Genomic DNA, 23,571 nt, shown 5'->3' with positions numbered 1-23,571 from the left:
TCGGATGAGAGGTATTCCTCAGATGAAGTTGAGCGCCGCTGCGCCGCCCACTCCCCCGAGCAGCATGAACACCGGCATCAGCACCTTGAGCTCGATCCAGCTCCCGGCCCGGAACCGCATCGCCTTCGGCGGCCCGATCGGATACCAGCGCTTGCGGCCGATCGGGATGGGCCACAGGATCGGGCACCCGGAGACGGTCAGCGCGTCCCCGATGTCGTGCACCAGCGCGCCGAGCACGATCGGCAGCCCCAGCCACAGGTACTCCTGGCCGGGTGCGGTGAACATCCAGTCGGAGCCGTTGCCCGGCTTGTCCAGGACGCCGGCGAGGATCCAGGCGCTCGTCGCGGCGAGCAGCCACACCAGGACATCGCTGCTCGACCCGCGGGCGGCCCGCCAGAGCAGGCCTTCGATGGCGAGCACCATATGGACGAAGAGGATGCCGAGCACCGCCCAGCGACCGCCGAAGATCGCCAGGGCCGACGCGCCCGCTCCTATCAGCACCGCCCACAGCCAGGTGTGCGTGAGCGTGCGGTGCCCGCCCGAGCGCCGCGGGTCTCCCTGCTTGCGGGTCGCCTTGTAGACGGCGTACGAGAGTTTGTCGACGATCTCGCACAGCCCCCGTGAGAGCGGTCCGAAGGCTCGCGAGATGGTCGCCGACTTGTGGTCGAGGTCGGGCGCGAGCGCCGCTCCGGCGCAGATCAGCGCTCCTACGAGGAGGACCGGCCAGGGCATCGTGTGCCCCGCGGCCGCTGCCGCGGCACCGACCCCGAGCCAGGCCGCCGCCCCCGACAGTGAGTGTGCCGGTCCCATCATTGGTGTTGCCCGCCCCATTTCCATTGTTCTGACGCCCCGTTGGCGACACAGCGTAGCGTTCGTGATCTTCGTGGATACCTCCGGTTCCGTGATCGGGCAGGAAGGAAGGCAAGATGGGGGTGTGACCCTTATCGATCAGCTGCCGCCGGACGCCGACCCAGATGCCCTCTTCGAAGCCTTCTCGTCGTGGGCCGAGGACCAGGGCATCACCCTCTACCCGGCCCAGGAGGAGGCACTGATCGAGGTGGTCTCCGGGGCGAACGTGATCTTGTCCACGCCGACCGGCTCCGGCAAGAGCCTGGTCGCCGCGGGCGCCCACTTCACGGCTCTGGCCCAGGACAAGGTCACCTTCTACACGGCGCCGATCAAGGCTCTGGTGTCGGAGAAGTTCTTCGACCTGTGCAAGCTCTTCGGCACCGAGAACGTCGGCATGCTGACCGGCGACGCGTCGGTCAACGCCGACGCTCCCGTCATCTGCTGCACGGCCGAGGTCCTCGCCTCGATCGCGCTGCGTGACGGCAAGCACGCCGATATCGGCCAGGTCGTGATGGACGAGTTCCACTTCTACGCCGAGCCGGACCGCGGCTGGGCCTGGCAGATCCCGCTGCTCGAACTTCCGCAGGCGCAGTTCATCCTCATGTCGGCGACGCTCGGCGACGTCTCCATGTTCGAGAAGGACCTGACGCGCCGCACGGGCCGGCCCACCTCGGTCGTCCGGTCCGCGACACGACCGGTGCCGCTGTCGTACGAGTACCGTCTGACGCCGATCACCGAGACGCTCACCGAGCTCCTGGAGACCAAGCAGGCGCCGGTCTACATCGTCCACTTCACCCAGGCCCAGGCGGTCGAGCGCGCACAGTCGCTGATGAGCATCAACATGTGCACGCGTGAGGAGAAGGACAAGATCGCCGACCTGATCGGCAACTTCCGCTTCACCACCAAGTTCGGCCGCAACCTCTCGCGTTACGTGCGCCATGGGATCGGCGTGCACCACGCCGGTATGCTGCCCAAGTACCGCCGTCTGGTGGAGAAGCTCGCGCAGGCAGGCCTCCTCAAGGTCATCTGCGGCACCGACACCCTCGGGGTCGGCGTCAATGTGCCGATCCGCACCGTGCTGTTCACCGCCCTCACGAAGTACGACGGCACGCGTGTCCGCACGCTGCGCGCGCGGGAGTTCCATCAGATCGCCGGGCGCGCCGGCCGTGCGGGCTTCGACACGGCGGGGCTCGTGGTCGCCCAGGCGCCCGAGCACGTCATCGAGAACGAGAAGGCGCTCGCCAAGGCCGGCGACGACGCGAAGAAGCGCCGCAAGGTGGTCCGCAAGAAGGCACCCGAGGGCTTCGTCGCCTGGTCCGAGAGCACCTTCGAGAAGCTCATCGCCTCGGAGCCCGAGCCGCTGACCTCCCGGTTCCGGGTCACGCACACCATGCTGCTCTCCGTGATCGCCCGGCCCGGCAACGCCTTCGAGGCGATGCGGCACCTCCTCGAGGACAACCACGAGCCGCGCAAGCAGCAGCTGCGGCACATTCGCCGGACCATCGCGATCTACCGCTCCCTCCTCGCCGGCGGCGTCGTGGAGAAGCTCGACGAGCCGGACGCGACGGGCCGCATCGTGCGTCTGACCGTCGACCTGCAGCAGGACTTCGCGCTCAACCAGCCCCTGTCCACCTTCGCCCTCGCCGCCTTCGAAGTCCTCGACCCCGAGTCCCCTTCGTACGCCCTGGACATGGTGTCCGTCGTCGAGTCCACTCTCGACGATCCGCGGCAGATCCTCGCGGCTCAGCAGAACAAGGCGCGGGGCGAGGCCGTGGCGCTGATGAAGGCGGACGGCGTCGAGTACGAGGAGCGGATGGAGCGGCTCCAGGACATCACGTACCCGAAGCCTCTGGAGGAGCTGCTCTTCCACGCGTACAACACGTACCGCACGAGTCACCCGTGGGTCGGCGATCATCCGCTGTCCCCGAAGTCCGTTGTCCGCGACATGTACGAGCGGGCGCTGTCCTTCACGGAATTCACGTCCTTCTACGAACTCGCTCGCACCGAGGGCATCGTCCTGCGCTACCTCGCGAGCGCGTACAAGGCTCTGGAACACACCATCCCGGACGACTTGAAGTCTGAGGACCTGGAGGACCTGATCGCCTGGCTCGGCGAGATGGTGCGCCAGGTCGACTCCAGCCTCCTCGACGAGTGGGAGCAGCTGGCCAACCCCGAGGTCATGACGGCGGAGGAGGCACAGGAGAAGGCCGACGAGGTCAAGCCGGTCACGGCCAACGCCCGCGCCTTCCGCGTCTTGGTCCGCAACGCGCTGTTCCGCAGGGTCGAGCTGGCCGCCCTCGACCACGTCGAGGAGCTGGGCGAGCTGGACGCCGAGTCCGGGTGGGACGCGGACGCGTGGGGTGAGGCCATGGACAAGTACTGGGACGAGTACGAAGATCTCGGCACCGGCCCGGATGCCCGCGGGCCCAAGCTGTTGCTCATCGAGGAGGATCCTGAGCACGGTCTGTGGCGCGTCCGGCAGACGTTCGCCGACCCGAACGGCGACCATGACTGGGGCATCAGCGCGGAGGTCGATCTCGCGGCTTCCGACGAGGAGGGCCGCGCCGTCGTCAGGGTCACAGACGTCGGCCAGCTCTGAGAGCCCCGAGGATCCGTGTGCCCCGGACAGGAGTCGAGGAACTGTCATGAACAATCCCGCCGACCGGCTGGTCGACCTGCTGGACCTCGAGCAGATCGAGGTCAACATCTTCCGGGGCCGCAGCCCGAACGAGTCCTTGCAGCGGGTCTTTGGCGGGCAGGTCGCCGGACAGGCCCTGGTGGCGGCGGGCCGGACCACCGAGGGCGACCGCCCGGTGCACTCGCTGCACGCGTACTTCCTGCGCCCTGGGCGCCCGGGCGTGCCCATCGTGTACCAGGTCGAACGGGTCAGGGACGGGCGCTCCTTCACCACGCGCCGCGTCACTGCCGTCCAGCAGGGCCGCACCATCTTCAACCTCACCGCCTCCTTCCATCAGCCTGAACAGGGCGCCTTCGAACACCAGCTGCCGCCGCGCCTGGACGCCCCCGAACCGGAGTCGTTGCCGACGGTCGCCGAAGAGATCAGGGAGCACCTCGGCGCACTCCCCGAGCAGTTGGAACGCATGGCCCGGCGCCAGCCCTTCGACATCCGCTATGTCGACCGGCTGCGCTGGACCGCCGAGGAGACCAAGGGCGCCGAGCCGCGCAGCGCGGTGTGGATGCGCGCTGTCGGCCCGCTGGGCGACGACCCGCTCGTACACACCTGCGCGCTCACCTACGCGAGCGACATGACGCTCCTCGACGCCGTCCGCATCCCCGTGGAGCCCCTGTGGGGCCCCCGCGGCTTCGACATGGCGTCGCTGGACCACGCCATGTGGTTCCACCGGCCCTTCCGTGCCGACGAGTGGTTCCTCTACGACCAGGAGTCCCCCATCGCGACGGGGGGCCGCGGTCTCGCCCGGGGCCGTATCTACGACCGGGAGGGCCACCTCCTGGTATCGGTGGTGCAGGAAGGGCTGTTCCGCCCGTACGGGGAGCGCCACATGGACGGTCCGGCAGCCGGCGCGTAATCGGTGAAGGGCCTGGAGGGGAGGCACGGTGCGACGGGTTGACGCGGTGGAGCGGCGGGCGAGGCTGGCGCTGCGCCATCGGCTGACGGTGGACACCAGGACGGACGATCCGGTCGAGGTGGCACGGTCTCTGCTGGCCCTGCACGGCACCGACCCGTCGTCGGTGTACGTCGGCGCCTGGGCCCGCATGCGGGACGGTCAGGTGGCGGACGTGGAGCGCGCGCTGTATGAGGACCGCTCGCTGATCCGCCTGATGGGCATGCGGCGCACGGTTTTCGTGACGTCCCTCGACGTGGCACCCGTACTGCAGGCCGCCTGCTCGCGGGCGGTCGCCGCGCGGGAGCGCCGCCTTCTTCTGGGGATGCTGGCCGAGTCCGGCGTCGTTGACGACGCGGCCGGGGTGGAGGCGTGGCTGGCGCAGACGGAAGAGGTGGCGCTGCGCGCGCTCAAGGAGCGGGGCGAGGCGACCGCCGCCGAGCTCGCGAGCGACGACCCACGGCTGGCCACCGAGCTGGTCATGGCGCGTGGCAAGAGCTACGAGGGGCGGCAGAAGCTGGCCAGCCGACTCCTTCTGCTGCTGGCCGCCAAGGGACATGTGGTGCGTGGCAGACCGCGTGGCACATGGACTTCCCATCAGTACCGCTGGGCGTCGTTGACGGACTGGTTTCCCGGTGGCCTCGCCGACTGGGACACCCGCGAGGCCGAGACGGAGCTCGCCCGGCGCTGGCTCCGGACGTTCGGTCCGGCCACCGCGGATGATCTGCGGTGGTGGGCCGGGTGGACCAAGACCCAGACCAAGCGGGCCTTGACCGAACTGCGCCCCGTCGAGGTCGACTTGGACGGACTGCACGGGTTGTTGCTCCCCGATGACCTGGAGGAGACCTCCAGGCCGGAGCCGTGGGCGGCTCTGCTGCCGGCGCTCGACTCCACTCCGATGGGCTGGCAGCACCGCGGTTGGTTCCTGGGCGAGTACGGCCCGCGTCTCTTCGACAGGAACGGCAACATCGGCCCGTCTGTGTGGTGGGACGGCCGCATCGTCGGTGGATGGGCCCAGGACAGCAGTGGCGAGATCGTGTGCCGGTTCCTCGAGGATGTCGGTGCAGACGCGCAGAGCGCGGTGCGAGCCGAAGCGGAGCGCCTCGCGACGCGCCTGGGCGGTGTGCGCCTCACTGCTCGTACCCGGGGGCGTACGTGGCTGGAGGAGGAACTGGCCGCTTGACGGCCGCAGGGCGGGCAAGGCGGGCACGGGGCGGGGTACGAAAGGCATCTCTGCCTCCGTTCGGGATAGATTCCGGGTTCGGACGCGAGCACGAAGGGGACGGGGCGTTGAGCGGAAATCCGAGTGAGGACAGGGATCGGCTGCTGGCGGAGGCCGTACGGCTCCGCGAGGGGGGCCGGCCCGAGGAGGCCAGGGAGCGACTCGTCGCCCTTGCGGCAGAATTCCCGCACGATGTGGAGGTCGCGTACCAGACGGCTTGGGTCCACGACACGCTCGGTCTCGAGGCGGAAGCGGTGCCGTACTACGAGCGCGCTCTCAAGGGAACGGGTCTGTCGAACGACGATCGCCGCGGAGCTCTTCTGGGGCTGGGCAGTACCTACCGGATTCTGGGGCGCTACGAGGAAGCCGTGGCCACACTCGGCCAAGGGGCGGCCGAGTTCCCGGATGACGGCGGTCTCAAGACGTTCCTCGCCATGGCCCTGTACAACACCGGCCGGACCCACGACGCGATGCAGATGCTTCTGACGCTCCTCGTCGCCACGAGCAAGGACCCTGACATCGCGGGCTATCGCCCTGCCATCGAGGAGTACGCCAAGGACTTGGACGCGACGATGCAGTGACGCCGACGAGCATCCCGGCCCCGAATCCGAGGTCGCGGCTTCGGCGGTCTACGTCCTCCTGCGGCGCAACCACTTCATCAAGCCTCGCGTCTCCTGCACCGAAGGCTCGGCCGAGACGTCCGTCGGCGGCTCCAACTCCGGTGCAGAGGGGTCTGTTTCAGGAGAGGGCTCGGGAGCGGGCCGTGGCGTCGGTCGAGGCGCCGGGCGCTCTGCGCGGGCCTGGACGAGGCCGATCAGCAGGCTGGAGCGCAGCCACCGGATCTCATCGGGGTCGTCCGCGGTCGTGATGGTCTCCACGATTCGCACCGCGGGCGACTCCGGTCCGCCCTGGGTGCGGGGCACGGGCTTGAGCCGACTGAGATACGCGCGTTCATAGGGGTCCCTGACGATCTCCGCGATCTGCACCGGATCGAGCAGCGAGGCCATCGCGGCGGCGCGTTCCCATGCGTCTTCGGCATGGCGCAGCAGGGATTCCGCGTACCGCCCTCGCCAGTTGCGTGCCCGCAGATCCTGCCCGTCTTCGAGGCGCCCTCGAATCGTCTCCGGCATGCGCCCCTTGAGAAGCACGGCATTGATCTCGGACTCGGCGAAATGCCGCAGCTCTTCGGCGAGATAGAGCCAGACAACCGCCCTGTAACGATTCAGGTAAAACTTTACGGGCGTCAGAACGCCCGCGCGTGCCAGACGGGTGAAGCGGGCCGTGGTGATCTGCATGAGCTCCGCGCCCTCGGTGGTGCCCACGGCTCTGACGCTCTCTCGCAGCGCCTCGGGGAAGCCCTCGCACCCGCGCACGCGCTCGATCTCCTCGTGGGTGACGCGGCGCCGGCCGCCCGGTACGTCCGCGACGGTACGGATGCGCCCCAGCATCACGGCCAGGTCGAATTCGCCCCGCTTCAGCCCCAGGTCTTTCGCTGCCCAGCTCGGCGTGACCGTCGGTCGAGTGGCCGTCGTGCTGGTGGATTGCGTGATGGTGTCACCGGTCATGGTGGATCCCCCGTGAGATGTGCTTGCTTGCTCTCGGGAAAAACCGTAGCCCGATCACCACGATCCTCGCTGGGCCTGTGGATAACTCTTGGCGTGGCAGCGTCAGTGCAGGTCAGAGGTCCACGACTGGCGCGCGTTCGGGTTTCCGTGCGTCCACGGCCAGGTGCTCCCCGACGCGGTTCACGAGCAGTGTCATCTCGTAGGCGACCTGTCCGATGTCGGCCTCCGCGGAACTCAGAACGCACAGGCAGCTGCCGTCGCCCGCGGCCGTGACGAAGAGGACCGCGTCGTCGAACTCGATCATCGTCTGGCGCACGTTGCCGGCGTGGAAGTGGCGTCCTGATCCCTTGGCGAGGCTGTGCAGTCCGGATGAGACCGCGGCGAGATGTTCCGCGTCCTCCCGCTTGAGGTCCGTGCTCGCGCCGGTCACCAGGCCGTCGTCGGACAGCACCAGCGCGTGCCGTACGTGTTCCATCCGCTGGGTCAGGTCGTCCAGCAGCCAGCCGAGCCCCATGCTCTGCCCCATGTTCCCGTCTCCCCGTGTCCGCTCCCCCTGGCTGGAGGATCTGACCTGCCAGCCTTCACCACGCCCGGCCCCCCGGCAAGCATGATGGGGACATGGCACAGAAGATGACCGACGACCAGTGGCGGGCCTTCGTCTCGCACGGCACCCGAACCGGCAAGCTCTCGACCGTCAGGGCGGACGGCAGCCCGCACATCGCGCCGATCTGGTTCCTGCTCGACGGCGACGACCTGGTGTTCAACACGGGTAAGGAAACCGTGAAGGGGCGGAACCTCGCGCGGGACGGGCGTGTGGCCCTGTGCGTCGACGACGATCAGCCGCCGTTCGCATTCGTCGTGCTGCAGGGGCGCGCGGAACTCAGCGAAGACATCGATCAACTCCAGCACTGGGCAGCCCGCATCGGCGCGCGCTACATGGGCGAGGACCGCGCCGAGGAGTTCGGCAAGCGCAATGGCGTCCCCGGGGAACTCCTGGTCCGCGTGCGGATCGACAAGGTGCTCGCGCACTCCGGGGTCGCCGACTGACGGCACACGTGGAATCTGCGACCGACGGCACAGGCCGGATCCAAAACGGGCTGGCAGTGGACGCGGCATCTCAGCCCACGGAGTCGAGCAGCCGGGCGCTATGAACCCGCCCGGCATACTCGACCAGCCGTATCAGCACCTCCTTCCCCGAATCGCGATCCCGGGCGTCGCACAGCACCACAGGGGTCCCGCGGTCGAGGTCCAGGGCCCGTGACACTTCGAGCGCCCCGTACGTACGCGCGTCCGTGAAGCAGTTGACTGCCACGACGAACGGGATGCGTCGGTGCTCGAAGTAGTCCACGGCGGGGAAGCAGTCCTCGAGCCGCCGGGTGTCCGCGAGGACCACGGCGCCGAGGGCACCTTGTGACAACTCGTCCCACAGGAACCAGAAGCGGTCCTGGCCCGGGGTGCCGAACAAGTACAGCGAAAGGCCCGATCGGATGGTGATGCGCCCGAAGTCCATGGCCACGGTCGTCGTGGTCTTCCGGTCGACCCCCTCGGTGTCGTCCACCGACTGACCCGCCTCACTCAACAGCTCTTCGGTGCGCAGCGGACGGATCTCGCTGACAGCGCCCACCAAGGTGGTCTTGCCCACCCCGAAGCCGCCCGCGACCAGAATCTTCAACGCCATGGCAGAGGTCTCGGCGCCCGTGGCGTCAGAGTGCTCGGAGCCCATCGATCACCTCTCGGAGGATCTTTTCGTCGGGAAGCTGTGCGGGCGGGACAGGCCGACTGATCTTCACGCGGCCGGCCTCCAACAGGTCGCCCAGGAGCACGCGGACCACACCCACGGGCAGGTCCGCGCCGGCGGCGAGCTCGGCGACGGACTGCGTCTCGGAGCGACACAGTTCGATGAGCGCCCGGTGTTCGGGCCCGAGCCCGGAGGTGTCGTCATGCTCCGGAGTGGTGTCGTCGAGCGTCACGAGGGCGATCAGGTCGAAGCGGACGCCCCGCGGTCCCGGCCTGGTCCGTCCGCCCGTCATCGCATAGGGCCGTACAAGAGGGCCGGCTTCGTTGTCGTACCACTGGCTGCCCGGCTGGCCCGGGGTGGCGCTCATGTCCTCGGTCATGGGTACCGGCCGCCCTCGTCATCCGAGGGTCGGTGGCTGCTCGGCGAAGCGCGCCGGGGTGTAGAGGTGCTCGCCCACCCGTTTGACCATGCGCGCCATCTCGTACGCCACGAGGCCGATATCGGCCGTCACAGTAGTGAGAACGGCGAGGCAGGATCCGTCCCCGGCAGCGGCCACGAACAGGAAGGCATCGTCCATCTCCACCATCGTCTGGCGTACTCCACCGGCTCCGAAGTGCCGACCCGCCCCCTTGGCGAGGCTGTGGAACCCCGAGGCCACCGCAGCGAGGTGTTCGGCGTCCTCGCGGGTGAGAGCGGTCGACGCGCCGACCGGGAGCCCGTCGGTGGACAGCACCACCGCGTGCCGCACCTCACCCACGCGCAGCACCAAGTCGTCCAACAGCCAGCCGAGCTCGCCGGTCCGACCGGTGGGGATGCTCTGGTCCTGGATCATGCGCGATCTCCTTCGCTGCTGTCACTGCCCGGTACGGCTCCCGGCGTGCCGATGCCCGGGAGTCGGCCGCCCCCGCGTGCCCAGCCGTCGCGGTAGGCGGTCATACGGTCGCGTACCTGCTCCGCACTGCGCTCGTCCTGAGCTCCGGCGCCCTCTGTCGTGGCGCCACCGTCAGTGGGGCGCTCCCTGAGTTGAGGGGCGAGGCTCGCTTGGCGTACGCGACGCGGCAGTTCCTCCGAGCAGTCCTGTGGACCGGCGTCAGCAGCATCAAGAGCGTCGACGCTGTCGGGACGCGATTCCGGGGTGTCGCGAGCGTCTCGTCCTTGGTGCAGCCGGAGCGTGGAGACGCCGGGCGGGTGCGGCGCCTCGGCCGCTGCGGCCAGCGCAGGACGTGGGGCCGACGCCGGAACGGAGTTGTTGTTCATGTGGTGTCGTGGTGCTCGCTGCACGCCTGCGTGCTCCTTGTCCAACGCGGCTCTGCGCGCCACCGGGGCGGGCTCAGCGGTGTGCTGCTCCGTGCTTCCCACCGTGCCGCTGTCCAGAAGTGCGGTGGGCAGCAGTACGACGGCGGTGGTCCCCCCGTAGGGGGACGTGCGCAGATGCACTTTGATGGCGTGGTGGGCAGCGAGCCTGCTGACCACGAAGAGACCGAGTTGGTCGCTGTCGAACAGATCGAGTGCTTCCGACTGCTCGATACGACGGTTGGCCTCCGCGAGCGTCTCCTTGCCCATGCCGAGCCCTCGGTCCTCGATCTCCAGGGCATAGCCGTTGCCGACTGGTTCGCCGCTGACCCGCACCTTGGTGTGGGGCGGCGAGAACTGAGCGGCGTTCTCGACCAGTTCGGCAAGGAGATGGGTGAGGTCGGCCACCGCCGTTCCGAGGACCGACGCGGCGGGGAGTTGTCGTACCTCCACGCGCGCGTAGTCCTCGACTTCGGAGACTGCCGCGCGCACCACGTTGGTCAGGGAGACGGGTTTGCGCCAGGCCCGGCCGGGTGCGGCTCCGGAGAGGATGATGAGGCTCTCTGCGTGGCGCCTCATCCTGGTCGTCAGGTGGTCGAGCCGGAAGAGGTCGCTGAGCTCGTTGGGATCGTCGGACCTGCGCTCCATGCTGTCGAGGAGGCTGAGCTGGCGATGGACGAGGACCTGGGTCCTACGGGCCAGATTGACGAACACCCCGGAGATGCCGCTGGCCAGCTCCGCGCGTTCGATCGCCGCGCGCAGGGCCGCTCGATGGACGGTGCCGAGCGCTTCGGACACCTGCCCGGTCTCGTCCTCCGCCGGTGGCCCAGGGGGCGCCTCGGCACGGATGTCGATCTCCTCGCCGGCCCGCAGCCGTCGCATGGCCAGCGGGAGTTTGCGGCGCGCGATCTCCAGAGCGCCGTTACGGAGGCTCACGAGTTCGACGACGAGACCTCGCCCGATGCGTACGGAGATGACGAGTGAGGCGCAGACGGCGACCAGCCCGAGGAGTACGGCGGCTCCTGCCGGGGTGAGCACCCCGTGGGCGAGCGGGTCCGTGCGGTCAGCGGCGCTACGATCCGCTCCCTCCTTGATGGCCTGGAGCTCGTCCCGCACGACCGCATAGGCGTTGTCCCAGGCTCCTGCCGGCGCCGCGGCGAGTGCCTTGCGGCCTGGTTCGGCCACGAGGACCTTGTCCTCGACGGCGCGTACGTCTCCGTACGCCTTGCTCTGTTCAAGTCCGCGCCAGGCGGCCCGCTCGGGACCGCGCAGGTCCGCTGCCGCTGTTTCGGTCAGGGTGCGGCGGGTGTCGACGGCCCCGGTGAACAGCCGCAGCCGTGCGCCGTCCAGGGCGCCGTCCAGCCGGGCCGCGGCCAGCATGGTGTTCTCGCGGGCCAGCATTTCGCCCGCCCTCGTGAACTCGAGCAGCACGCGCGCGTGGGAGCCGTGTTCGGCATCCTGCATCCCGGAGAGGGCACCACCCACCGCGAACGCCTGGGAGATCGTCTTCGTGTACTGGCCGTACGTCGCGTCCCAGCCCGTGCGTCGGTCCAGCACCTCGGCGCGCAGGGAGCGCAGCTCCTCGGCACTGGTGACGAACGTTTCGAGCCGGTCGGCCACGCCATCAGGGAGTCCCGCGCCGTCGGCGACGGTCCGGTGGTCGCCGAGGCGCAGCTCGGCCACGGCGCGGTCGGTCCGTGTCGCCTGCCTTTCGAGTGCGGCGCCGCGGTCGGCGCCGGGCTCGACCGCGTAGCGAACGGCGGCCACGCGCTCGGCCTGGAGCGCGGCCACGGCGGCCTCGACCGGGGACCGTACGTCGGCATCCGCACGTTGGGCCTGTCGTAAGCGGGCCACATCTTGCGCGGTGGTGACGGTCGCGTATCCCCACAGGGCGAGCAGTGAGACGACGGGCACCATCAGGAGGCACACGATCTTGGCGCGCACGGTGCGCGGCCTTACTCGCCACCATGCCGCGCCCGTGGGTGCCCGGTATGTCGATGCATCGACGAACTCGTCGTCTCCGCCGGGTGGTTCGACGGCGGGCCGGCCCGCGTGGGCGCGACGTCCGCGCGCCGGGTGCTGTTCCGGAGGCGGCGGCGTCGTGGTCGCGGCCGGTTCGGGGGTGCTTCGCGGGGTGTCCATGGCCTCCTCGCTCGGGTGGTCGGTGTGTGTCGCCCGTTCGGCGCGGGAGGCGCCTCTAGGGGGCGACGCCGTCCACCGGTCGCTGAGCCGACATCGACGCCGCACGCTCGCCGGTGGTCGGGGACAGCGCGACGAATGCCGATGTCAGGAAGAGGTAGGAGCCGAGGCCGACGGCGAGGGGAAAGATGAACTGCATGGTCGTGGCGCCGGGCAGCGCGGCTTCGGAGGGCACCACCCGGACTCTGACAGCCAGCATCCCGGTGTAATGCATGCTGGTCACCGCCCCTCCCATGACCAGCGACGCCACCGCAACGGCGAGCGGGGACTTGATGTTGAGGCCGGCCCACAGGGCGGCGGTCGCGGCGACGACTGCGATGACCACGGAGAGCCCGACCAGCACGAGGTCGTACTCCACGTCGCCGTGCAGGCGCAGCGCCGCCATACCCAGGTAGTGCATGCTCGCGACACCGAGCCCTGTGGTGAGCCCGCCCAGCGCCAGCGCGCGCCCACGGTCACGGCCGTAGCCCACGACGAAGACACCGGCCCCCACGACGGCCATCGCTACGAGAAGGCTCAGGAAGGTCAGCGGCACGTTGTAGTGGATCTCGGTGCCGGTGACTCCGAAGCCGAGCATGGCGACGAAATGCATCGTCCAGATGCCGGTGCCGAGAGCGGAGGCGGCGGTGATGAGCCAGTTCCGGCGCGAGCGGCCCGAGGCGCCCAGCGCGCGGACGGTGCAGCGCAGCCCGAGGGCGGCACCGATGCAGGCCATCGCGTACGACAGCACGGGGGTCAGCCAGCCGAAGGTGGCGTGGTCCAGGTGTCCCATGGCCCCGGGACGCTAGTGCGACCAGGGGCGCACAACGGGGGCGCAGTTCGAAAGCTGGCGGAAGATGACAGAGAGACGATGCTGAACGATCGCGTCACGCTCGAACGAGTGCACCCAACGCGCGTGCGACCTTTTGCGGGATCATGGGTCGCATGAGCGACGACCACACGCAGGTCCAGGAATTCTTCACCGCCCGTGCCGCCGACTGGGACACCCGCTTCCCCGATGACGGGCCCGCCTATCGAGCCGCCGTCGCCGAGCTGTCGCTCGCTCCGGGCTCCGCCGTGCTCGACGCCGGGTGCGGGACGGGGCGGGCGCTGCCCGCGCTCAGGGACGCTGTAGGGCCTTCGGGTGTGGTGCTCGGCGCCGATCTGACTCCCGCCATGCTGGAGGCCGCGACACGCGCGGGCAGGGACCATGACGGACGGCTTCTGCTCGCCGACGTGGCGCGGCTGCCGCTGCGTGCACGGTCGCTCGATGCCGTGTTCGGCGCCGGGCTGATCGCACATCTCCCGGATCCCGCAGAGAACCTGAAGGAGTTGTGGCGGGTGGTGCGCCCTAGTGGACTGCTGGCGCTCTTCCACCCCATCGGCAGGACGGCGCTCGCTGCACGGCAGGGACGACAGATCACTCCGGACGACCTGCGGGCAGAGGCCAACCTCCGCCCGCTGCTCGCCCGTTCCGGATGGCTCATGACCTCGTACGTCGACGAGGACACGCGCTTCCTCGCCCTGGCGGTACGCCAGGACTGAGCGTGGGCCGTCCGGTCTCGGCAAGCGGTCAGAGGCGTCCGGCGATCGCCGCCGCGAACGCGTCCGCGTTGTCGAACATGATGTTGTGGCCTGCTTCGGGCACCGTCACCACGCGCACTCCGGAGGCTGTCAGTTCGTCGTGCCCTGGGAGTTCACCACTCGTGGCGCCCTGCAAGTAGACGCGGTCGATGGTCAGTCCCATGAGCATCCGGCGCATCGTGGGCCGGGTGCCCGTGACCAGGCCGGTGGCGCTCCGGTGCAGTGCCAGGGGGTCCGCGAGACGCATCGTGGCTGCCCATGTGGTGCCGATGTTCCCGAGCACGCGCGCGTAGCCACCGCCGCTGACGAAGGCCTCCTCCGAGTACGCGGCGATGCCGCTGCTGCCTGCGGTGGTGGGAGGGTTCGGGTCGAGGTTGGCCTCCGTGAGGACCAGCCTCGTCACCAGGTCGGGGCGTCGGCAGGCGAGGACGATGGCGACGGATCCGCCCATGCTGTGCGCGACGATCTCCGCGCCGACCACATGGGCCTCGTCCAAAGCCGCGGCCAGCGCGTCGGCGTGGTCCTCCAGGCTGTACCCGAAGTCAGCGGGACGGTCGCTGAGGCCGTGCCCGGGGAGATCCACGAACAACGAGCGGCGGCCGGCCAGTTCGGGCCTGGCGGCTATGTGTGCGTGGTAGACCGTCGAAGCCGCACCGAGTCCGTGCACGTACACCCGTGTCGGCTCGGCCCCGCCCACCTCGGTCCATCGCACACGGCTGCCCCGAGCATCGAACCGCGCTTCCTTCATCGCCGCACCCCGTATCCCTCGCCCTGCCGTCCGCTCCCTCTCGTGATCAGCGGACTCCGGAGACGATACATCGGTGCCGAGGTATCTCGCATCAGATGTACAGCTGCCATGGAATAAGTGCGGCAGAATGCGGGCCATGCTCGAACTGGCCATCCTCGGATTCCTCTACGACGCCGCCCTGCACGGCTACGAGCTGCGCAAGCGCATCTCGGCGCTGACCGGGCATGTGCGCCCTGTCGCGGAGAGCACGCTGTATCCCGCCATCAAACGACTGGAGAAGGCAGGGCTGCTCGCCAGGGAGACGCAGCCCGGCACCGGGGCGGCACCTCGCCACGTCCTGAGTCTCACGCCGACCGGCAGGCAGGAGCTGCGCACGCGGCTCGCGGAGCCGGCTCGGGGAGACATCACCGACGAGAACCGCTGGTTCACGCTGCTCGCGTTCCTTCGCCACCTGGACGACGAAACGGCGCAAGCGGCGGTGCTCCGGCGACGGCTGGCCTTCCTTGAGGAACCCGCCAGCTTCTTCTACGACGGTGAGCGCCCCCTGTGTGCGGAGGAGCTCGACGACCCCTTCCGACGCGGCATCCTCACGATCGCCCGCGCCACCAGCCAGGCCGAACTCGCCTGGCTCCGCGCGACCTTGACCTCACTCGACGGGAGTGGTCGCTGATCTGTCCTTGTGCGGCACCGGGCACCCGCGCACACCCGGCACGGGGAACGAACCCAGCTCGGCGACCTCGTAGCCGTCGGGGTATCCCTTGATCTCCCGGTTCTGCCGCGCGTAATGCGGTGCCCTGCGCGGCGGCATGAGGCGCACTGCGCGTCCGCGAAGCCGCACCGCGCCCCGGACCACGGAGCGGGTGACCGCACCCGGTTGTTCATACCGGAACGCTCGCAGCAAGGGCTCGTCGAGCAGTGCGAGGGTCGCGTTGCGCAACAGAGGCGCCAGGGGTCGTGGATACCAGGAAGCCATCAGGTCCAGGGTCGCGTCGGAGACCCCACGCGCCCCTGCGTCCCAGCCGAAGTGGGCCTCTTCGTAGGCATTGAGGCAGTCTTCGAACTCTTCGAAGGAGCCCGGGATCTCCTTGATGCCCATGTGCCGGCCGAGAGTGCGGTAGTACGCGGCAGCCGCGACCATCTCGTGACGCGAGAGCCTGCGCCAGCCATAGGCGTCGATCCACCGCTTCGGCACCACCACGAAGGTGCACAGCACGTAGCGCATGTCGTCGTTGCTGATGTCGTAGCTGCGGTGCATCTGGTTGATGCGCCGGATGGCGGTACGGCCCTTGTCACCGGCGAAACCGTGCTCCACGACGGTGTCGAGAAGAAGAGCCGTGTCGTCGTATCTCTTCTGCGTACGGTCTGTCAGTTCCGCCGTCTGTGCCAGCAGACGGCCGATACTGGGGACTGCGTAGGTGCGATAGAGCGCCAGTTCCAGTGCGCGCGTATGGTCCCAAGGGAATTCGAACGTCGTGGTGAGCCGGTAGATCTCGAGGAAGTCCCGCTCCGGGTCGAGTCGCCGGATCTGCTCGAGCCGCTCGAAACGCTTCACCGCGTGATCCTCCTTCTCGCACCGGAACAACAACTCTACGTTGGCCAAAGACGGATGAGGGTTCAATGGTGGTAGCCGCACCTGGGGGAAGGTGGACCACATGTTTGAGGGACTCCGCAAGTTCTGGCGATCCAACAAGCCCGCGCGGGACGAGGGCGAGGCCGCTCACGACCGGGGCCAGAACAAGCGCCCGCACAACATCTTCGAGGCAGCCGCCGTCTATGTGGCGGCGTGCGCCGAGGACGATCAGGCCGAGATGGACGAGGCCACCGGGTGGGTCTCTCCGGAGGCACTGTCATTCGGTGTCAACGAGCTCGCGTGTCGCGCTGTCATCGCCCTCGCACGCGAGCGGGACGAGTCACCGCGGGACGTGGCCCGGTCCCTCCTGGGGCTGCCCGCTGCCTGAGCCCGCGAGCGCACCGACCCGGTCGCATGAGGCGATCCGTCGGCGATTTTCCTGCTCATCGACCCCTCGACGATCTCTGGGGCGAGTGGTTAGGGTGCGCCGACGGATGAAGCGATCGGGGAGGCTGGCATGGCCGGGACGGACGACGCTGTCGACGCCGCCGACGACGCGCTGTACGTGCTGACGGCGGTGCTCTTGACACCCGCGAAGTTCCCCAGCGTACTGGGCGACGACTATCCGGAGGCGTGCGCGGCGCTCGGCCTCGCGCCGCTCGCCGCCGGATACGGGCTGGTGCTCGGCCAGGACGGTGAAGGCGCGCGCTGGACGGTCGTCGTCGACGATGTGTCGCTGGTGGCCGTGGCGATCGCCTCCTGGGACTGCGGTATGGAGTACGAGCTGTCCCCCGAAGAGCACACGGTGGTCGCCGCGCTGCCCGGATGGCCTCTGGCGGTCGCCGTGGCCGCTCCCGGCGTCCCCGCCCCGCACGATCCGGAGCCTGGTCCCGAGGACGCCGGCCGCCCACCACTCGCGCCGCCCCCGTCCGACACCTGGGGCCCGGCACAACGACGGCTGGGTGCCGACGAGATAGCACTGCAGTGGGCGGACTGGCGGGCACAGATCGACGACGAGGAATTCACCACGGACGGGACTGCGGTGGAGTCTCCGGAGGACGCGGACGCTCCTCTGACCAGCGTCCGTCGCGTCCTGGCGGAAGCTCGTGCGTATGTGGACACTCCGCCCCCGTTGGGGCGGGTGCGGTCGTCCTTCGCCTCGGGAGACGCGCGCACCCTGCGGGCCGACGGTCCTGGCTGGTCCATGGTCGCCAGGACCGACGACATCGCGTTCGTGCTGCTGGACGAGGAGCCGGGAGAGGTGATGCCGGTGGGCCGTGGACCAGAGCTTCCCGCACTGCTGGAGGCCCTCGACAAGATGGCGGTGCGCCCTTCCTGAGCAGGAGCGACAGAACTCACTGCTGCACCATGCAGACGCCTAGTGACCGATCTCCTTGCGTGTGACACGGCGCAGCCTGCGCCGCTGACCGGAGTCGAGCGTCAGATAGGCCGCTGCGGGGACTCCCAGCACGATCAGGAGCGCGGCCCACCATGGCAACCAGAACAGCAGAATGATTCCGGCTGCCGCACCTCCTGCGGCGATCTTCGCCTTCTTCGACATGTGCGTCGCCTCCTTCGCGGCTTGTGCCGCTCTCTGCCTTGGAAAACGGGATCGGGGGGTCCCACGGTTCCTGGCCGTGACCCTGAGACATCCCTGAGCCTTGTCCCCTACTGGTCCCTGACGTGCTCGCCGCCTCCAGGGCTACTCGATGTCCCGTGCCCCTACTCGATCTCCCGGCCTACTCGACCCGGAGGGGCTCACCGACTTCGTACATGTGGCGCAGCACCTGGCGGTAGGAGTCGACGAATCCGGCCTCCGCGTAGGACATCCCCATGGCGGCACAGTGGGCGCGTACGACAGGTTGGGCGGCTCTGAGATGAGGGCGCGGCATGCTCGGGAACAGGTGGTGCTCGATCTGGTAGTTGAGTCCGCCGAGGAACCAGTCCGTCACAAGGCCGCCGCGCACGTTGCGCGAGGTGAGCACCTGACGCCGCAGATGACCCCATCGCTCGCCGTCCGGGTCGGGCATTTCCATGCCCTTGTGGTTGGGTGCGAAGGCGAGCCCGAGGTGCAGGCCGAACAACGCCTGGTGAAGCGCCGCGAAAGCGAGCGCGTGGCCGAGGGGCATGGCCGCGAGCAACAGCGTCACGTAGCCGACGAGATGGGCCACCAGCAGAAGGCCTTCCACCACTCGCTCGCGCCGGTCCTGCCGCCGCAGGTCCTGGAAGCCATAGATCTTCATGGCGACTCCCTGGAGGAGCGTCAGCGGGAAGAAGAGCCAGGCCTGATTGCGGGTGAGCCAACGCCGGAAGCCCAGACGGACCTTGGCCTGCCTGCTGGTCCACACGAGGACGTTCGCGGCGACGTCGGGGTCCTTGTCGACATGGTTGGGGTTGGCGTGGTGTCTGTTGTGCTTGTCGTTCCACCAGGCCGAGCTCATCCCCAGCAGGAGGTTGCCGTGCACCAGGCCGATGGCGCGGCTGACGGACCGGTTTCCGGTTATCTGCGAATGGCCCGCATCATGACCGATGAACGCCGTCCGAGCGCACAGGACGGAGAGCACGGGGGCAAGCAGCAACACCCACCACGAGGTGCCGAGCAAGAACATCCCGGCCCCCACCGCCGCCAGCGAGAGGGCGTTGATTGCGATGGTCCGCGCGTACCAACCTGTACGGCGGTCCAAGAGCCCCTGTTCCTTGACCGTACGCAGGAGGGGCGCGAAATCACTACCGGCGGACTGTCTGCCGGTGTTGGCTGGGGAGCGTTCCGCGACTGCGGCGGCCTGGGGCATGGTGGTCTCCGTCTGCTGATGAGGGGCTGACCTCAAAAAACGTACGGATCAGTGACCTTCGGCAACCATGACGGCACCACCCGTCTTGAACCGGGGGCCAGCCCCGGACGACAGTGGGGCTGGCTACACCATGTGACTGGGATCACCATGCAGGTGCGCCCGTGAAACTCACACCTTGCTGTACTCTCGGGCGCTCCGGCCGCAGTAGTCAAATTTGAGGAATGCGTTATCGCTGTGCACAGGTTCCCCGTCGTGTCCCCTGCCGAACTCTCCGAACTGTCACGCTGTTCCGCCCTTTTCGTGCCCTCCGACCCGCCACGCGACGGTCGCGTCGCCTTCTGGCACAGCGACGGCACCGAGCCACCGGACACAGCTGCCGGTGCCTACGAAGAACTGGCCCTCGCGGTACCGGGGGACGACGGAATCGATCTTGCCACCGTGGCCGCGGTACTCCTCCCTGTCCGCGCCGCGCTGCCGGTCCTCACACGCGCGCGTGCCGCGACGGGAACACACCCGACGGCCGCATTCTGGGGGACGGCCGGAGTGCTGGCCCTGCAACTGGCGGCTCGTGGACTTCTGCTGCCGGGGCTGACCGCCACTGACCACGACGCATGGCGCACCGGACCGCTGAGCGCCGAGGACCTGCAGCGGCTGCGTGAGCTCTCCGCGGCGATGCCACCGGCCGCCCACGCGCGCCCGCTGGACGACAGCCTGCCGCTGCGACTGCCCGAGCCCGAGAAGTTGCTGCGTCAGTTCCTCGACGCCGTGGCCGACACGCTTCCGCGCTCCCCCGCTGCGGCTCTGGCGTCGGGTGGAACCGTCTTCGCCGCATCAGAGCCCCAGCACGTGCCCGAGCAGCGCGCCTGGGCCCTCGATGTGGCGGCCGGTCACGACGCCGGCGTGCGGATCTCACTGCGCGTGGAGATCCCGGGCCTCGCCTCCGTAGCGGAGGACGGCACGCGGCTGCCGTTCCGCGCCGTGCTGCAATTGCACAGTGTCAGCGACCCCTCGCTCGTCGCGGACGCCGCTGAAGTTTGGGCCGGGTCCGGGGCTTCGGGACAAGCCTTCGGACCGCGTGCACGCATGGACGCCCTTCTCGCGTTGCGTCGCGCCACGCGCGCGTGGCCTCCTCTTGCCCCGCTGCTCTCGGCCACGGTGCCGGACGCGATCGAGCTGGCCGACGAGGACGTCACCGCGCTTCTGGGCGAAGGCGCCCGGGCCCTGGCTGTCGCGGGCGTTGACGTGCACTGGCCGAAGGAACTGGCGCGCAGCCTCACCGCGCGCGTGGTCATCGGCCCGGATGATGACGGGCAGGACGACGGCCGGAAGGGCCCGCACAAACTCGCCTCGGATACGCCGTCCTTCCTCTCCGCCGACGCCCTGCTCGCCTTCAACTGGCGCTTCGCGCTGGGTGATCAGCAGCTGACACGGGCGGAACTGGACCACCTCGCGGAGGCCAACCGTCCGGTAGTGCGCCTGCGCGACCAATGGGTGCTGGTCGATCCCGAAGAGGCCCGCCGCGCCCGCGACCGCCAGGATCACAAGGTCACCCCGATCGATGCCCTCAGTGCCGCACTGACCGGCACGGCCGAAGTCGAGGGTCGACGTGTCGACGTACAGCCGACGGGATGGCTCGCCACCCTGCGCGAGCGACTCGCGGACCCCGAGGGCATGGAGCCCGTCGGGCAACCCGAGGCGCTTGCCGCCGAGTTGCGGGATTACCAGCTGCGCGGCCTGAACTGGCTGGCACGGATGACTTCGCTGGGGCTCGGCGGCTGTCTCGCCGACGACATGGGCCTCGGCAAGACGATCACGTTGATCTCGTTGCATCTGCACCGCCAGACCCAGGAGGAGACTGCGGGCCCCACGCTGGTGGTCTGCCCGACGTCGCTGATGGGCAACTGGCAGCGCGAGGTCGAGAAGTTCGCGCCCGGCACGCGGGTACGCCGCTTCCATGGCGCCCAGCGCAGCCTGGAGGGCCTGACGGACGGCGAGTTCGTCCTCACCACCTACGGCACGATGCGACTCGACACAGAGAGCCTCCGGCAGACCTCTTGGGGCATGGTCGTCGCCGACGAGGCGCAGCACGTCAAGAACCCGTACTCGGCCACCGCCAAGCAGCTGCGCACCATCGGGGCACGCGCGCGTGTAGCACTCACCGGCACTCCCGTGGAGAACAACCTCTCCGAGCTGTGGGCCATTCTCGACTGGACCACTCCCGGCCTCCTCGGCAGGCTCGGCACCTTCCGGACGCGGTACGCACAGGCCGTGGAGGGCGGTGCGGATCCCGGCGCCGCCGAGCGGCTCGGGCAGCTCGTGCGTCCCTTCCTGTTGCGTCGGCGCAAGTCGGATCCGGGGATCGCGCCCGAGCTGCCGCCGAAGACGGAGACCGATCGTGCCGTCTCGCTCAGTGCGGAACAAGCGGGTCTCTACGAAGCAGTGGTGCGGGAGACGCTTGCGGAGATCTCCGGTGCCGACGGAATGGCGCGCAGAGGGCTGGTCGTCAAGCTCCTCACCGGGCTCAAGCAGATCTGCAACCACCCCGCCCAGTACCTCAAGGAGGACAAGCCGAGGATCCCCGGCCGCTCCGGAAAGCTGGAGCTGCTGGACGAGTTGCTCGACACGATCCTCGCCGAGGACGCGAGCGTGCTCATCTTCACGCAGTACGTGCAGATGGCGCGACTCATCGAGCAGCATCTGTCGGCCCGCGGGGTCCCCTCTCAGTTCCTGCACGGCGGTACGCCGGTAGCGGCGCGAGAGGCCATGGTGCAACGCTTCCAGGACGGCGAGGTCCCGGTGTTCCTGCTGTCTCTTAAGGCGGCGGGAACGGGCTTGAACCTGACGCGTGCCGAACACGTGGTGCACTACGACCGCTGGTGGAACCCGGCAGTCGAGGCGCAGGCCACTGACCGCGCGTACCGCATCGGGCAGACGCAGCCGGTGCAGGTGCACCGGCTGATCGCAGAGGGAACGATCGAGGACCGCATCGCCGACATGCTGCTGCGCAAGCGGGAGTTGGCCGATGCCGTCCTCGGGTCGGGCGAGGCGGCTCTCACCGAGCTGACCGACGCCGAACTGTCAGACCTGGTGGAGCTGCGAGGGGGCGCGCGATGAGTGACATCCATGACGAGATGTACGGGGCCGTGGACGACGACACTCCTGGGGGTACGCAGACGGACGAGCGTACGTTCGCGGCGCTGCCGCCCGCCCATGGACGCGGCTTCGCGCAGAGCTGGTGGGGACAGGCCTGGCTGAAGGCTCTCGAGGACACGGCGCTCGACTCCCAGCAGCTCAAGACGGGGCGCAGGCTCGCTCGGGCCGGCGCGGTGGGCGCGGTGTCGGTGCGGCCCGGCCGGATTACGGCAGTTGTCATGGACCCCGACGGCACACCGCATCGTTCCGACGTCCTCCTGCAGGAACTGAGCTCGGAGGAGTGGGACCGCTTCCTGGCCATGACCATCGAGCGGGCCGGGCACATCGCAGCGCTCCTGGACCGCGAGATGCCACCGCACCTGGTGGAGGACGCCGCGGCGGCGGGTGTCGAGCTGCTGCCGGGAATCGGCGATCTGGAGCCCGAGTGCGACTGCGACGCGTGGGATCACTGCGGGCACACGGCCGCACTCTGCTACCAGATGGCGCGCCTGCTCGACGAGGACCCTTTCGTGCTGCTGCTGATGCGGGGGCGCGGGGAGCGGATACTCCTCGACGAGCTACAGGTGCGCAGTGTCGCCGGGGCTGATCCCCAGGAGTCTCGGGAGGGGACTCAGGATGCCGCCCCAGAGGGCGTCAGTGCCGCGGAGGCGTACGAGGACGGTGCCATCCTCCCGCCGCTGCCTGCCCTGCCTCCGCTGCCCGCAGAGCCGGGCCTGCCGCCGACGCTCGACACGGAGGCGGAGCCCGCGCCGGGACTCGATGTGCCGGCAGTCGGGTTTCTGGCCTCGCAGGCGGCCAACGAGGCGTACCGCCTGCTGGCCGACGCGCTCGCCCCAGGCCACGAAAGCTCTGCTGTCGAGGCCGAGTTGACTGTTTTGGAAGATGCCGTGCGTCTGGCAGCCGCTCAGCCCTGTGCCGCGATCGAAGCGCGGCTAGCGGCGGCATCCGAACGCAGCCGGGACGGCCTGGCACTCGCCGTGCGGGCCTGGAGGTACGGCGGTCGCGCCGCGCTCCGCGTACTCGAAGAGGAATGGACGCCTCAGGACGAGGCACTGGCACGCGCGCGTGCCGCACTGGACGCGGCCTGGGACGAGGACGAACGGCCTCGGCTCCGCGCGGCCCACAACCGCTGGACCGTGGTCGGCACGAACGCGCAGCTGCGCCATGGGCGTGACGGTCGCTGGTGGCCGTACCGGAAGGAGGGAGGCCGGTGGACCCCCGTGGGACCGGCGGCCCATGACCCGGCGACAGCGCTGGCCATGGTCGGCGGCGGGGAGTAGCGCCGGCACGGATTC

General features: G+C 69.2%; 23 protein-coding genes. 11 read left to right on the top strand and 12 right to left on the bottom strand.

From position 1 onward, the window contains the following. Positions 1-18: 18 nt before the first annotated feature. Complete coding sequence (locus ACZ7LU_RS19900; protein WP_468089028.1) at positions 19-813, bottom strand: metal-dependent hydrolase; 795 nt, start codon at positions 811-813, stop codon at positions 19-21. Between the two features lie 61 nt (positions 814-874). On the opposite strand from ACZ7LU_RS19900, the gene ACZ7LU_RS19895 reads away from it, so the two are divergent. The 4 genes from ACZ7LU_RS19895 (at position 875) to ACZ7LU_RS19880 (ending at position 6,236) form a co-directional block, all read left to right on the top strand. After that, positions 875-3,448, top strand: a complete 2,574-nt coding sequence (locus tag ACZ7LU_RS19895; protein WP_468314421.1) for a DEAD/DEAH box helicase — start codon at positions 875-877, stop codon at positions 3,446-3,448. A 46-nt stretch (positions 3,449-3,494) separates the two neighbouring features. Beyond that, positions 3,495-4,397 carry an acyl-CoA thioesterase gene (locus ACZ7LU_RS19890; protein ID WP_471917443.1) on the top strand — a complete coding sequence of 301 codons (903 nt, stop codon included), beginning with the start codon at positions 3,495-3,497 and terminating at the stop codon, positions 4,395-4,397. 28 nt (positions 4,398-4,425) lie between these two features. Continuing rightward, the gene (locus tag ACZ7LU_RS19885; RefSeq protein ID WP_471917442.1) at positions 4,426-5,616 is read left to right on the top strand and encodes a winged helix DNA-binding domain-containing protein; all 1,191 of its coding nucleotides are present in this window, start codon (positions 4,426-4,428) and stop codon (positions 5,614-5,616) included. Between the two features lie 107 nt (positions 5,617-5,723). Then, complete coding sequence (locus ACZ7LU_RS19880) at positions 5,724-6,236, top strand: tetratricopeptide repeat protein (protein WP_471114531.1); 513 nt, start codon at positions 5,724-5,726, stop codon at positions 6,234-6,236. A gap of 48 nt (positions 6,237-6,284) precedes the next feature. On the opposite strand, the gene ACZ7LU_RS19875 is transcribed toward ACZ7LU_RS19880, so the two are convergent. Both ACZ7LU_RS19875 and ACZ7LU_RS19870 read right to left on the bottom strand, forming a co-directional pair. Beyond that, positions 6,285-7,220, bottom strand: a complete 936-nt coding sequence (locus tag ACZ7LU_RS19875) for a DUF6397 family protein (RefSeq protein WP_471917441.1) — start codon at positions 7,218-7,220, stop codon at positions 6,285-6,287. A 112-nt stretch (positions 7,221-7,332) separates the two neighbouring features. Beyond that, positions 7,333-7,746 (bottom strand): roadblock/LC7 domain-containing protein, encoded by a 414-nt coding sequence (locus ACZ7LU_RS19870; RefSeq protein ID WP_468558591.1) that lies wholly within the window; start codon positions 7,744-7,746, stop codon positions 7,333-7,335. A 92-nt stretch (positions 7,747-7,838) separates the two neighbouring features. Between ACZ7LU_RS19870 and ACZ7LU_RS19865 the strand changes: the two genes are divergently transcribed. Further along, positions 7,839-8,267: a PPOX class F420-dependent oxidoreductase gene (locus tag ACZ7LU_RS19865; RefSeq protein ID WP_468558593.1), complete on the top strand. Its 429-nt coding sequence runs from the start codon at positions 7,839-7,841 to the stop codon at positions 8,265-8,267. Positions 8,268-8,337: 70 nt separating this feature from the next. Here the strand turns inward: ACZ7LU_RS19865 and ACZ7LU_RS19860 are convergent, their stop codons facing one another. Genes ACZ7LU_RS19860 through ACZ7LU_RS19840 form a run of 5 tightly spaced genes read right to left on the bottom strand, consistent with a single transcriptional unit; the run spans position 8,338 to position 13,222 of the window. After that, the gene (locus ACZ7LU_RS19860) at positions 8,338-8,943 is read right to left on the bottom strand and encodes a GTP-binding protein (protein WP_468089041.1); all 606 of its coding nucleotides are present in this window, start codon (positions 8,941-8,943) and stop codon (positions 8,338-8,340) included. Then, positions 8,924-9,337 carry a DUF742 domain-containing protein gene (locus tag ACZ7LU_RS19855; protein WP_468558595.1) on the bottom strand — a complete coding sequence of 138 codons (414 nt, stop codon included), beginning with the start codon at positions 9,335-9,337 and terminating at the stop codon, positions 8,924-8,926. The genes ACZ7LU_RS19860 and ACZ7LU_RS19855 overlap by 20 nt, the downstream gene beginning before the upstream one ends. Positions 9,338-9,355: 18 nt before the next feature. Next, the gene (locus tag ACZ7LU_RS19850; protein ID WP_468089045.1) at positions 9,356-9,790 is read right to left on the bottom strand and encodes a roadblock/LC7 domain-containing protein; all 435 of its coding nucleotides are present in this window, start codon (positions 9,788-9,790) and stop codon (positions 9,356-9,358) included. Next, on the bottom strand, positions 9,787-12,393 hold the full coding sequence (locus ACZ7LU_RS19845; RefSeq protein WP_471917440.1) for a sensor histidine kinase: 2,607 nt from the start codon (positions 12,391-12,393) through the stop codon (positions 9,787-9,789). The genes ACZ7LU_RS19850 and ACZ7LU_RS19845 overlap by 4 nt, the downstream gene beginning before the upstream one ends. 55 nt (positions 12,394-12,448) lie before the next feature. Continuing rightward, the gene (locus ACZ7LU_RS19840; protein WP_471917439.1) at positions 12,449-13,222 is read right to left on the bottom strand and encodes an MHYT domain-containing protein; all 774 of its coding nucleotides are present in this window, start codon (positions 13,220-13,222) and stop codon (positions 12,449-12,451) included. Between the two features lie 152 nt (positions 13,223-13,374). Here ACZ7LU_RS19840 and ACZ7LU_RS19835 point away from each other — a divergent pair, with 152 nt between their 5' ends. Beyond that, positions 13,375-13,974: a class I SAM-dependent methyltransferase gene (locus ACZ7LU_RS19835; RefSeq protein ID WP_468558603.1), complete on the top strand. Its 600-nt coding sequence runs from the start codon at positions 13,375-13,377 to the stop codon at positions 13,972-13,974. Between the two features lie 28 nt (positions 13,975-14,002). On the opposite strand, the gene ACZ7LU_RS19830 is transcribed toward ACZ7LU_RS19835, so the two are convergent. Further along, positions 14,003-14,761 carry an alpha/beta fold hydrolase gene (locus tag ACZ7LU_RS19830; RefSeq protein ID WP_471146024.1) on the bottom strand — a complete coding sequence of 253 codons (759 nt, stop codon included), beginning with the start codon at positions 14,759-14,761 and terminating at the stop codon, positions 14,003-14,005. 136 nt (positions 14,762-14,897) lie between these two features. Here ACZ7LU_RS19830 and ACZ7LU_RS19825 point away from each other — a divergent pair, with 136 nt between their 5' ends. Beyond that, positions 14,898-15,431, top strand: a complete 534-nt coding sequence (locus tag ACZ7LU_RS19825; protein WP_468558607.1) for a PadR family transcriptional regulator — start codon at positions 14,898-14,900, stop codon at positions 15,429-15,431. Here ACZ7LU_RS19825 and ACZ7LU_RS19820 read toward each other — a convergent pair. After that, positions 15,408-16,313, bottom strand: a complete 906-nt coding sequence (locus ACZ7LU_RS19820; RefSeq protein WP_468558609.1) for an oxygenase MpaB family protein — start codon at positions 16,311-16,313, stop codon at positions 15,408-15,410. The genes ACZ7LU_RS19825 and ACZ7LU_RS19820 overlap by 24 nt on opposite strands. Before the next feature lie 100 nt (positions 16,314-16,413). On the opposite strand from ACZ7LU_RS19820, the gene ACZ7LU_RS19815 reads away from it, so the two are divergent. Together ACZ7LU_RS19815 and ACZ7LU_RS19810 are read left to right on the top strand one after the other, a co-directional pair. Beyond that, positions 16,414-16,719 carry a hypothetical protein gene (locus ACZ7LU_RS19815; RefSeq protein ID WP_468558611.1) on the top strand — a complete coding sequence of 102 codons (306 nt, stop codon included), beginning with the start codon at positions 16,414-16,416 and terminating at the stop codon, positions 16,717-16,719. 129 nt (positions 16,720-16,848) lie between these two features. Beyond that, complete coding sequence (locus tag ACZ7LU_RS19810; RefSeq protein ID WP_468558613.1) at positions 16,849-17,670, top strand: hypothetical protein; 822 nt, start codon at positions 16,849-16,851, stop codon at positions 17,668-17,670. Between the two features lie 39 nt (positions 17,671-17,709). Here the strand turns inward: ACZ7LU_RS19810 and ACZ7LU_RS19805 are convergent, their stop codons facing one another. Together ACZ7LU_RS19805 and ACZ7LU_RS19800 are read right to left on the bottom strand one after the other, a co-directional pair. Continuing rightward, on the bottom strand, positions 17,710-17,892 hold the full coding sequence (locus ACZ7LU_RS19805; RefSeq protein WP_398306949.1) for a hypothetical protein: 183 nt from the start codon (positions 17,890-17,892) through the stop codon (positions 17,710-17,712). Between the two features lie 178 nt (positions 17,893-18,070). Beyond that, the gene (locus tag ACZ7LU_RS19800; RefSeq protein WP_471917438.1) at positions 18,071-19,123 is read right to left on the bottom strand and encodes a fatty acid desaturase family protein; all 1,053 of its coding nucleotides are present in this window, start codon (positions 19,121-19,123) and stop codon (positions 18,071-18,073) included. Between the two features lie 234 nt (positions 19,124-19,357). On the opposite strand from ACZ7LU_RS19800, the gene ACZ7LU_RS19795 reads away from it, so the two are divergent. Continuing rightward, positions 19,358-22,237, top strand: coding sequence for a DEAD/DEAH box helicase (locus ACZ7LU_RS19795; protein ID WP_471917437.1), 2,880 nt, complete (start codon positions 19,358-19,360; stop codon positions 22,235-22,237). Continuing rightward, positions 22,234-23,556, top strand: a complete 1,323-nt coding sequence (locus ACZ7LU_RS19790; RefSeq protein ID WP_471917436.1) for an SWIM zinc finger family protein — start codon at positions 22,234-22,236, stop codon at positions 23,554-23,556. The genes ACZ7LU_RS19795 and ACZ7LU_RS19790 overlap by 4 nt, the downstream gene beginning before the upstream one ends. The last annotated feature ends 15 nt before the right edge of the window (positions 23,557-23,571 follow it).

This window comes from Streptomyces sp. NPDC039462 (genome assembly GCF_055639375.1).
This window is presented reverse-complemented; position numbering and strand designations above follow the sequence as displayed.

Bases quoted from the DNA above. Each gene is read 5' to 3' on its own strand.
- ACZ7LU_RS19900 (WP_468089028.1), bottom strand. From the start codon at position 813: ATGATGGGACCGGCACACTCACTGTCGGGGGCGGCGGCCTGGCTCGGG.
- ACZ7LU_RS19890 (WP_471917443.1), top strand. From the start codon at position 3,495: ATGAACAATCCCGCCGACCGGCTGGTCGACCTGCTGGACCTCGAGCAG.
- ACZ7LU_RS19875 (WP_471917441.1), bottom strand. From the start codon at position 7,220: ATGACCGGTGACACCATCACGCAATCCACCAGCACGACGGCCACTCGA.
- ACZ7LU_RS19870 (WP_468558591.1), bottom strand. From the start codon at position 7,746: ATGGGGCAGAGCATGGGGCTCGGCTGGCTGCTGGACGACCTGACCCAG.
- ACZ7LU_RS19865 (WP_468558593.1), top strand. From the start codon at position 7,839: ATGGCACAGAAGATGACCGACGACCAGTGGCGGGCCTTCGTCTCGCAC.
- ACZ7LU_RS19860 (WP_468089041.1), bottom strand. From the start codon at position 8,943: ATGGGCTCCGAGCACTCTGACGCCACGGGCGCCGAGACCTCTGCCATG.
- ACZ7LU_RS19855 (WP_468558595.1), bottom strand. From the start codon at position 9,337: ATGACCGAGGACATGAGCGCCACCCCGGGCCAGCCGGGCAGCCAGTGG.
- ACZ7LU_RS19850 (WP_468089045.1), bottom strand. From the start codon at position 9,790: ATGATCCAGGACCAGAGCATCCCCACCGGTCGGACCGGCGAGCTCGGC.
- ACZ7LU_RS19845 (WP_471917440.1), bottom strand. From the start codon at position 12,393: ATGGACACCCCGCGAAGCACCCCCGAACCGGCCGCGACCACGACGCCG.
- ACZ7LU_RS19840 (WP_471917439.1), bottom strand. From the start codon at position 13,222: ATGGGACACCTGGACCACGCCACCTTCGGCTGGCTGACCCCCGTGCTG.
- ACZ7LU_RS19835 (WP_468558603.1), top strand. From the start codon at position 13,375: ATGAGCGACGACCACACGCAGGTCCAGGAATTCTTCACCGCCCGTGCC.
- ACZ7LU_RS19830 (WP_471146024.1), bottom strand. From the start codon at position 14,761: ATGAAGGAAGCGCGGTTCGATGCTCGGGGCAGCCGTGTGCGATGGACC.
- ACZ7LU_RS19825 (WP_468558607.1), top strand. From the start codon at position 14,898: ATGCTCGAACTGGCCATCCTCGGATTCCTCTACGACGCCGCCCTGCAC.
- ACZ7LU_RS19815 (WP_468558611.1), top strand. From the start codon at position 16,414: ATGTTTGAGGGACTCCGCAAGTTCTGGCGATCCAACAAGCCCGCGCGG.
- ACZ7LU_RS19810 (WP_468558613.1), top strand. From the start codon at position 16,849: ATGGCCGGGACGGACGACGCTGTCGACGCCGCCGACGACGCGCTGTAC.
- ACZ7LU_RS19805 (WP_398306949.1), bottom strand. From the start codon at position 17,892: ATGTCGAAGAAGGCGAAGATCGCCGCAGGAGGTGCGGCAGCCGGAATC.
- ACZ7LU_RS19800 (WP_471917438.1), bottom strand. From the start codon at position 19,123: ATGCCCCAGGCCGCCGCAGTCGCGGAACGCTCCCCAGCCAACACCGGC.
- ACZ7LU_RS19790 (WP_471917436.1), top strand. From the start codon at position 22,234: ATGAGTGACATCCATGACGAGATGTACGGGGCCGTGGACGACGACACT.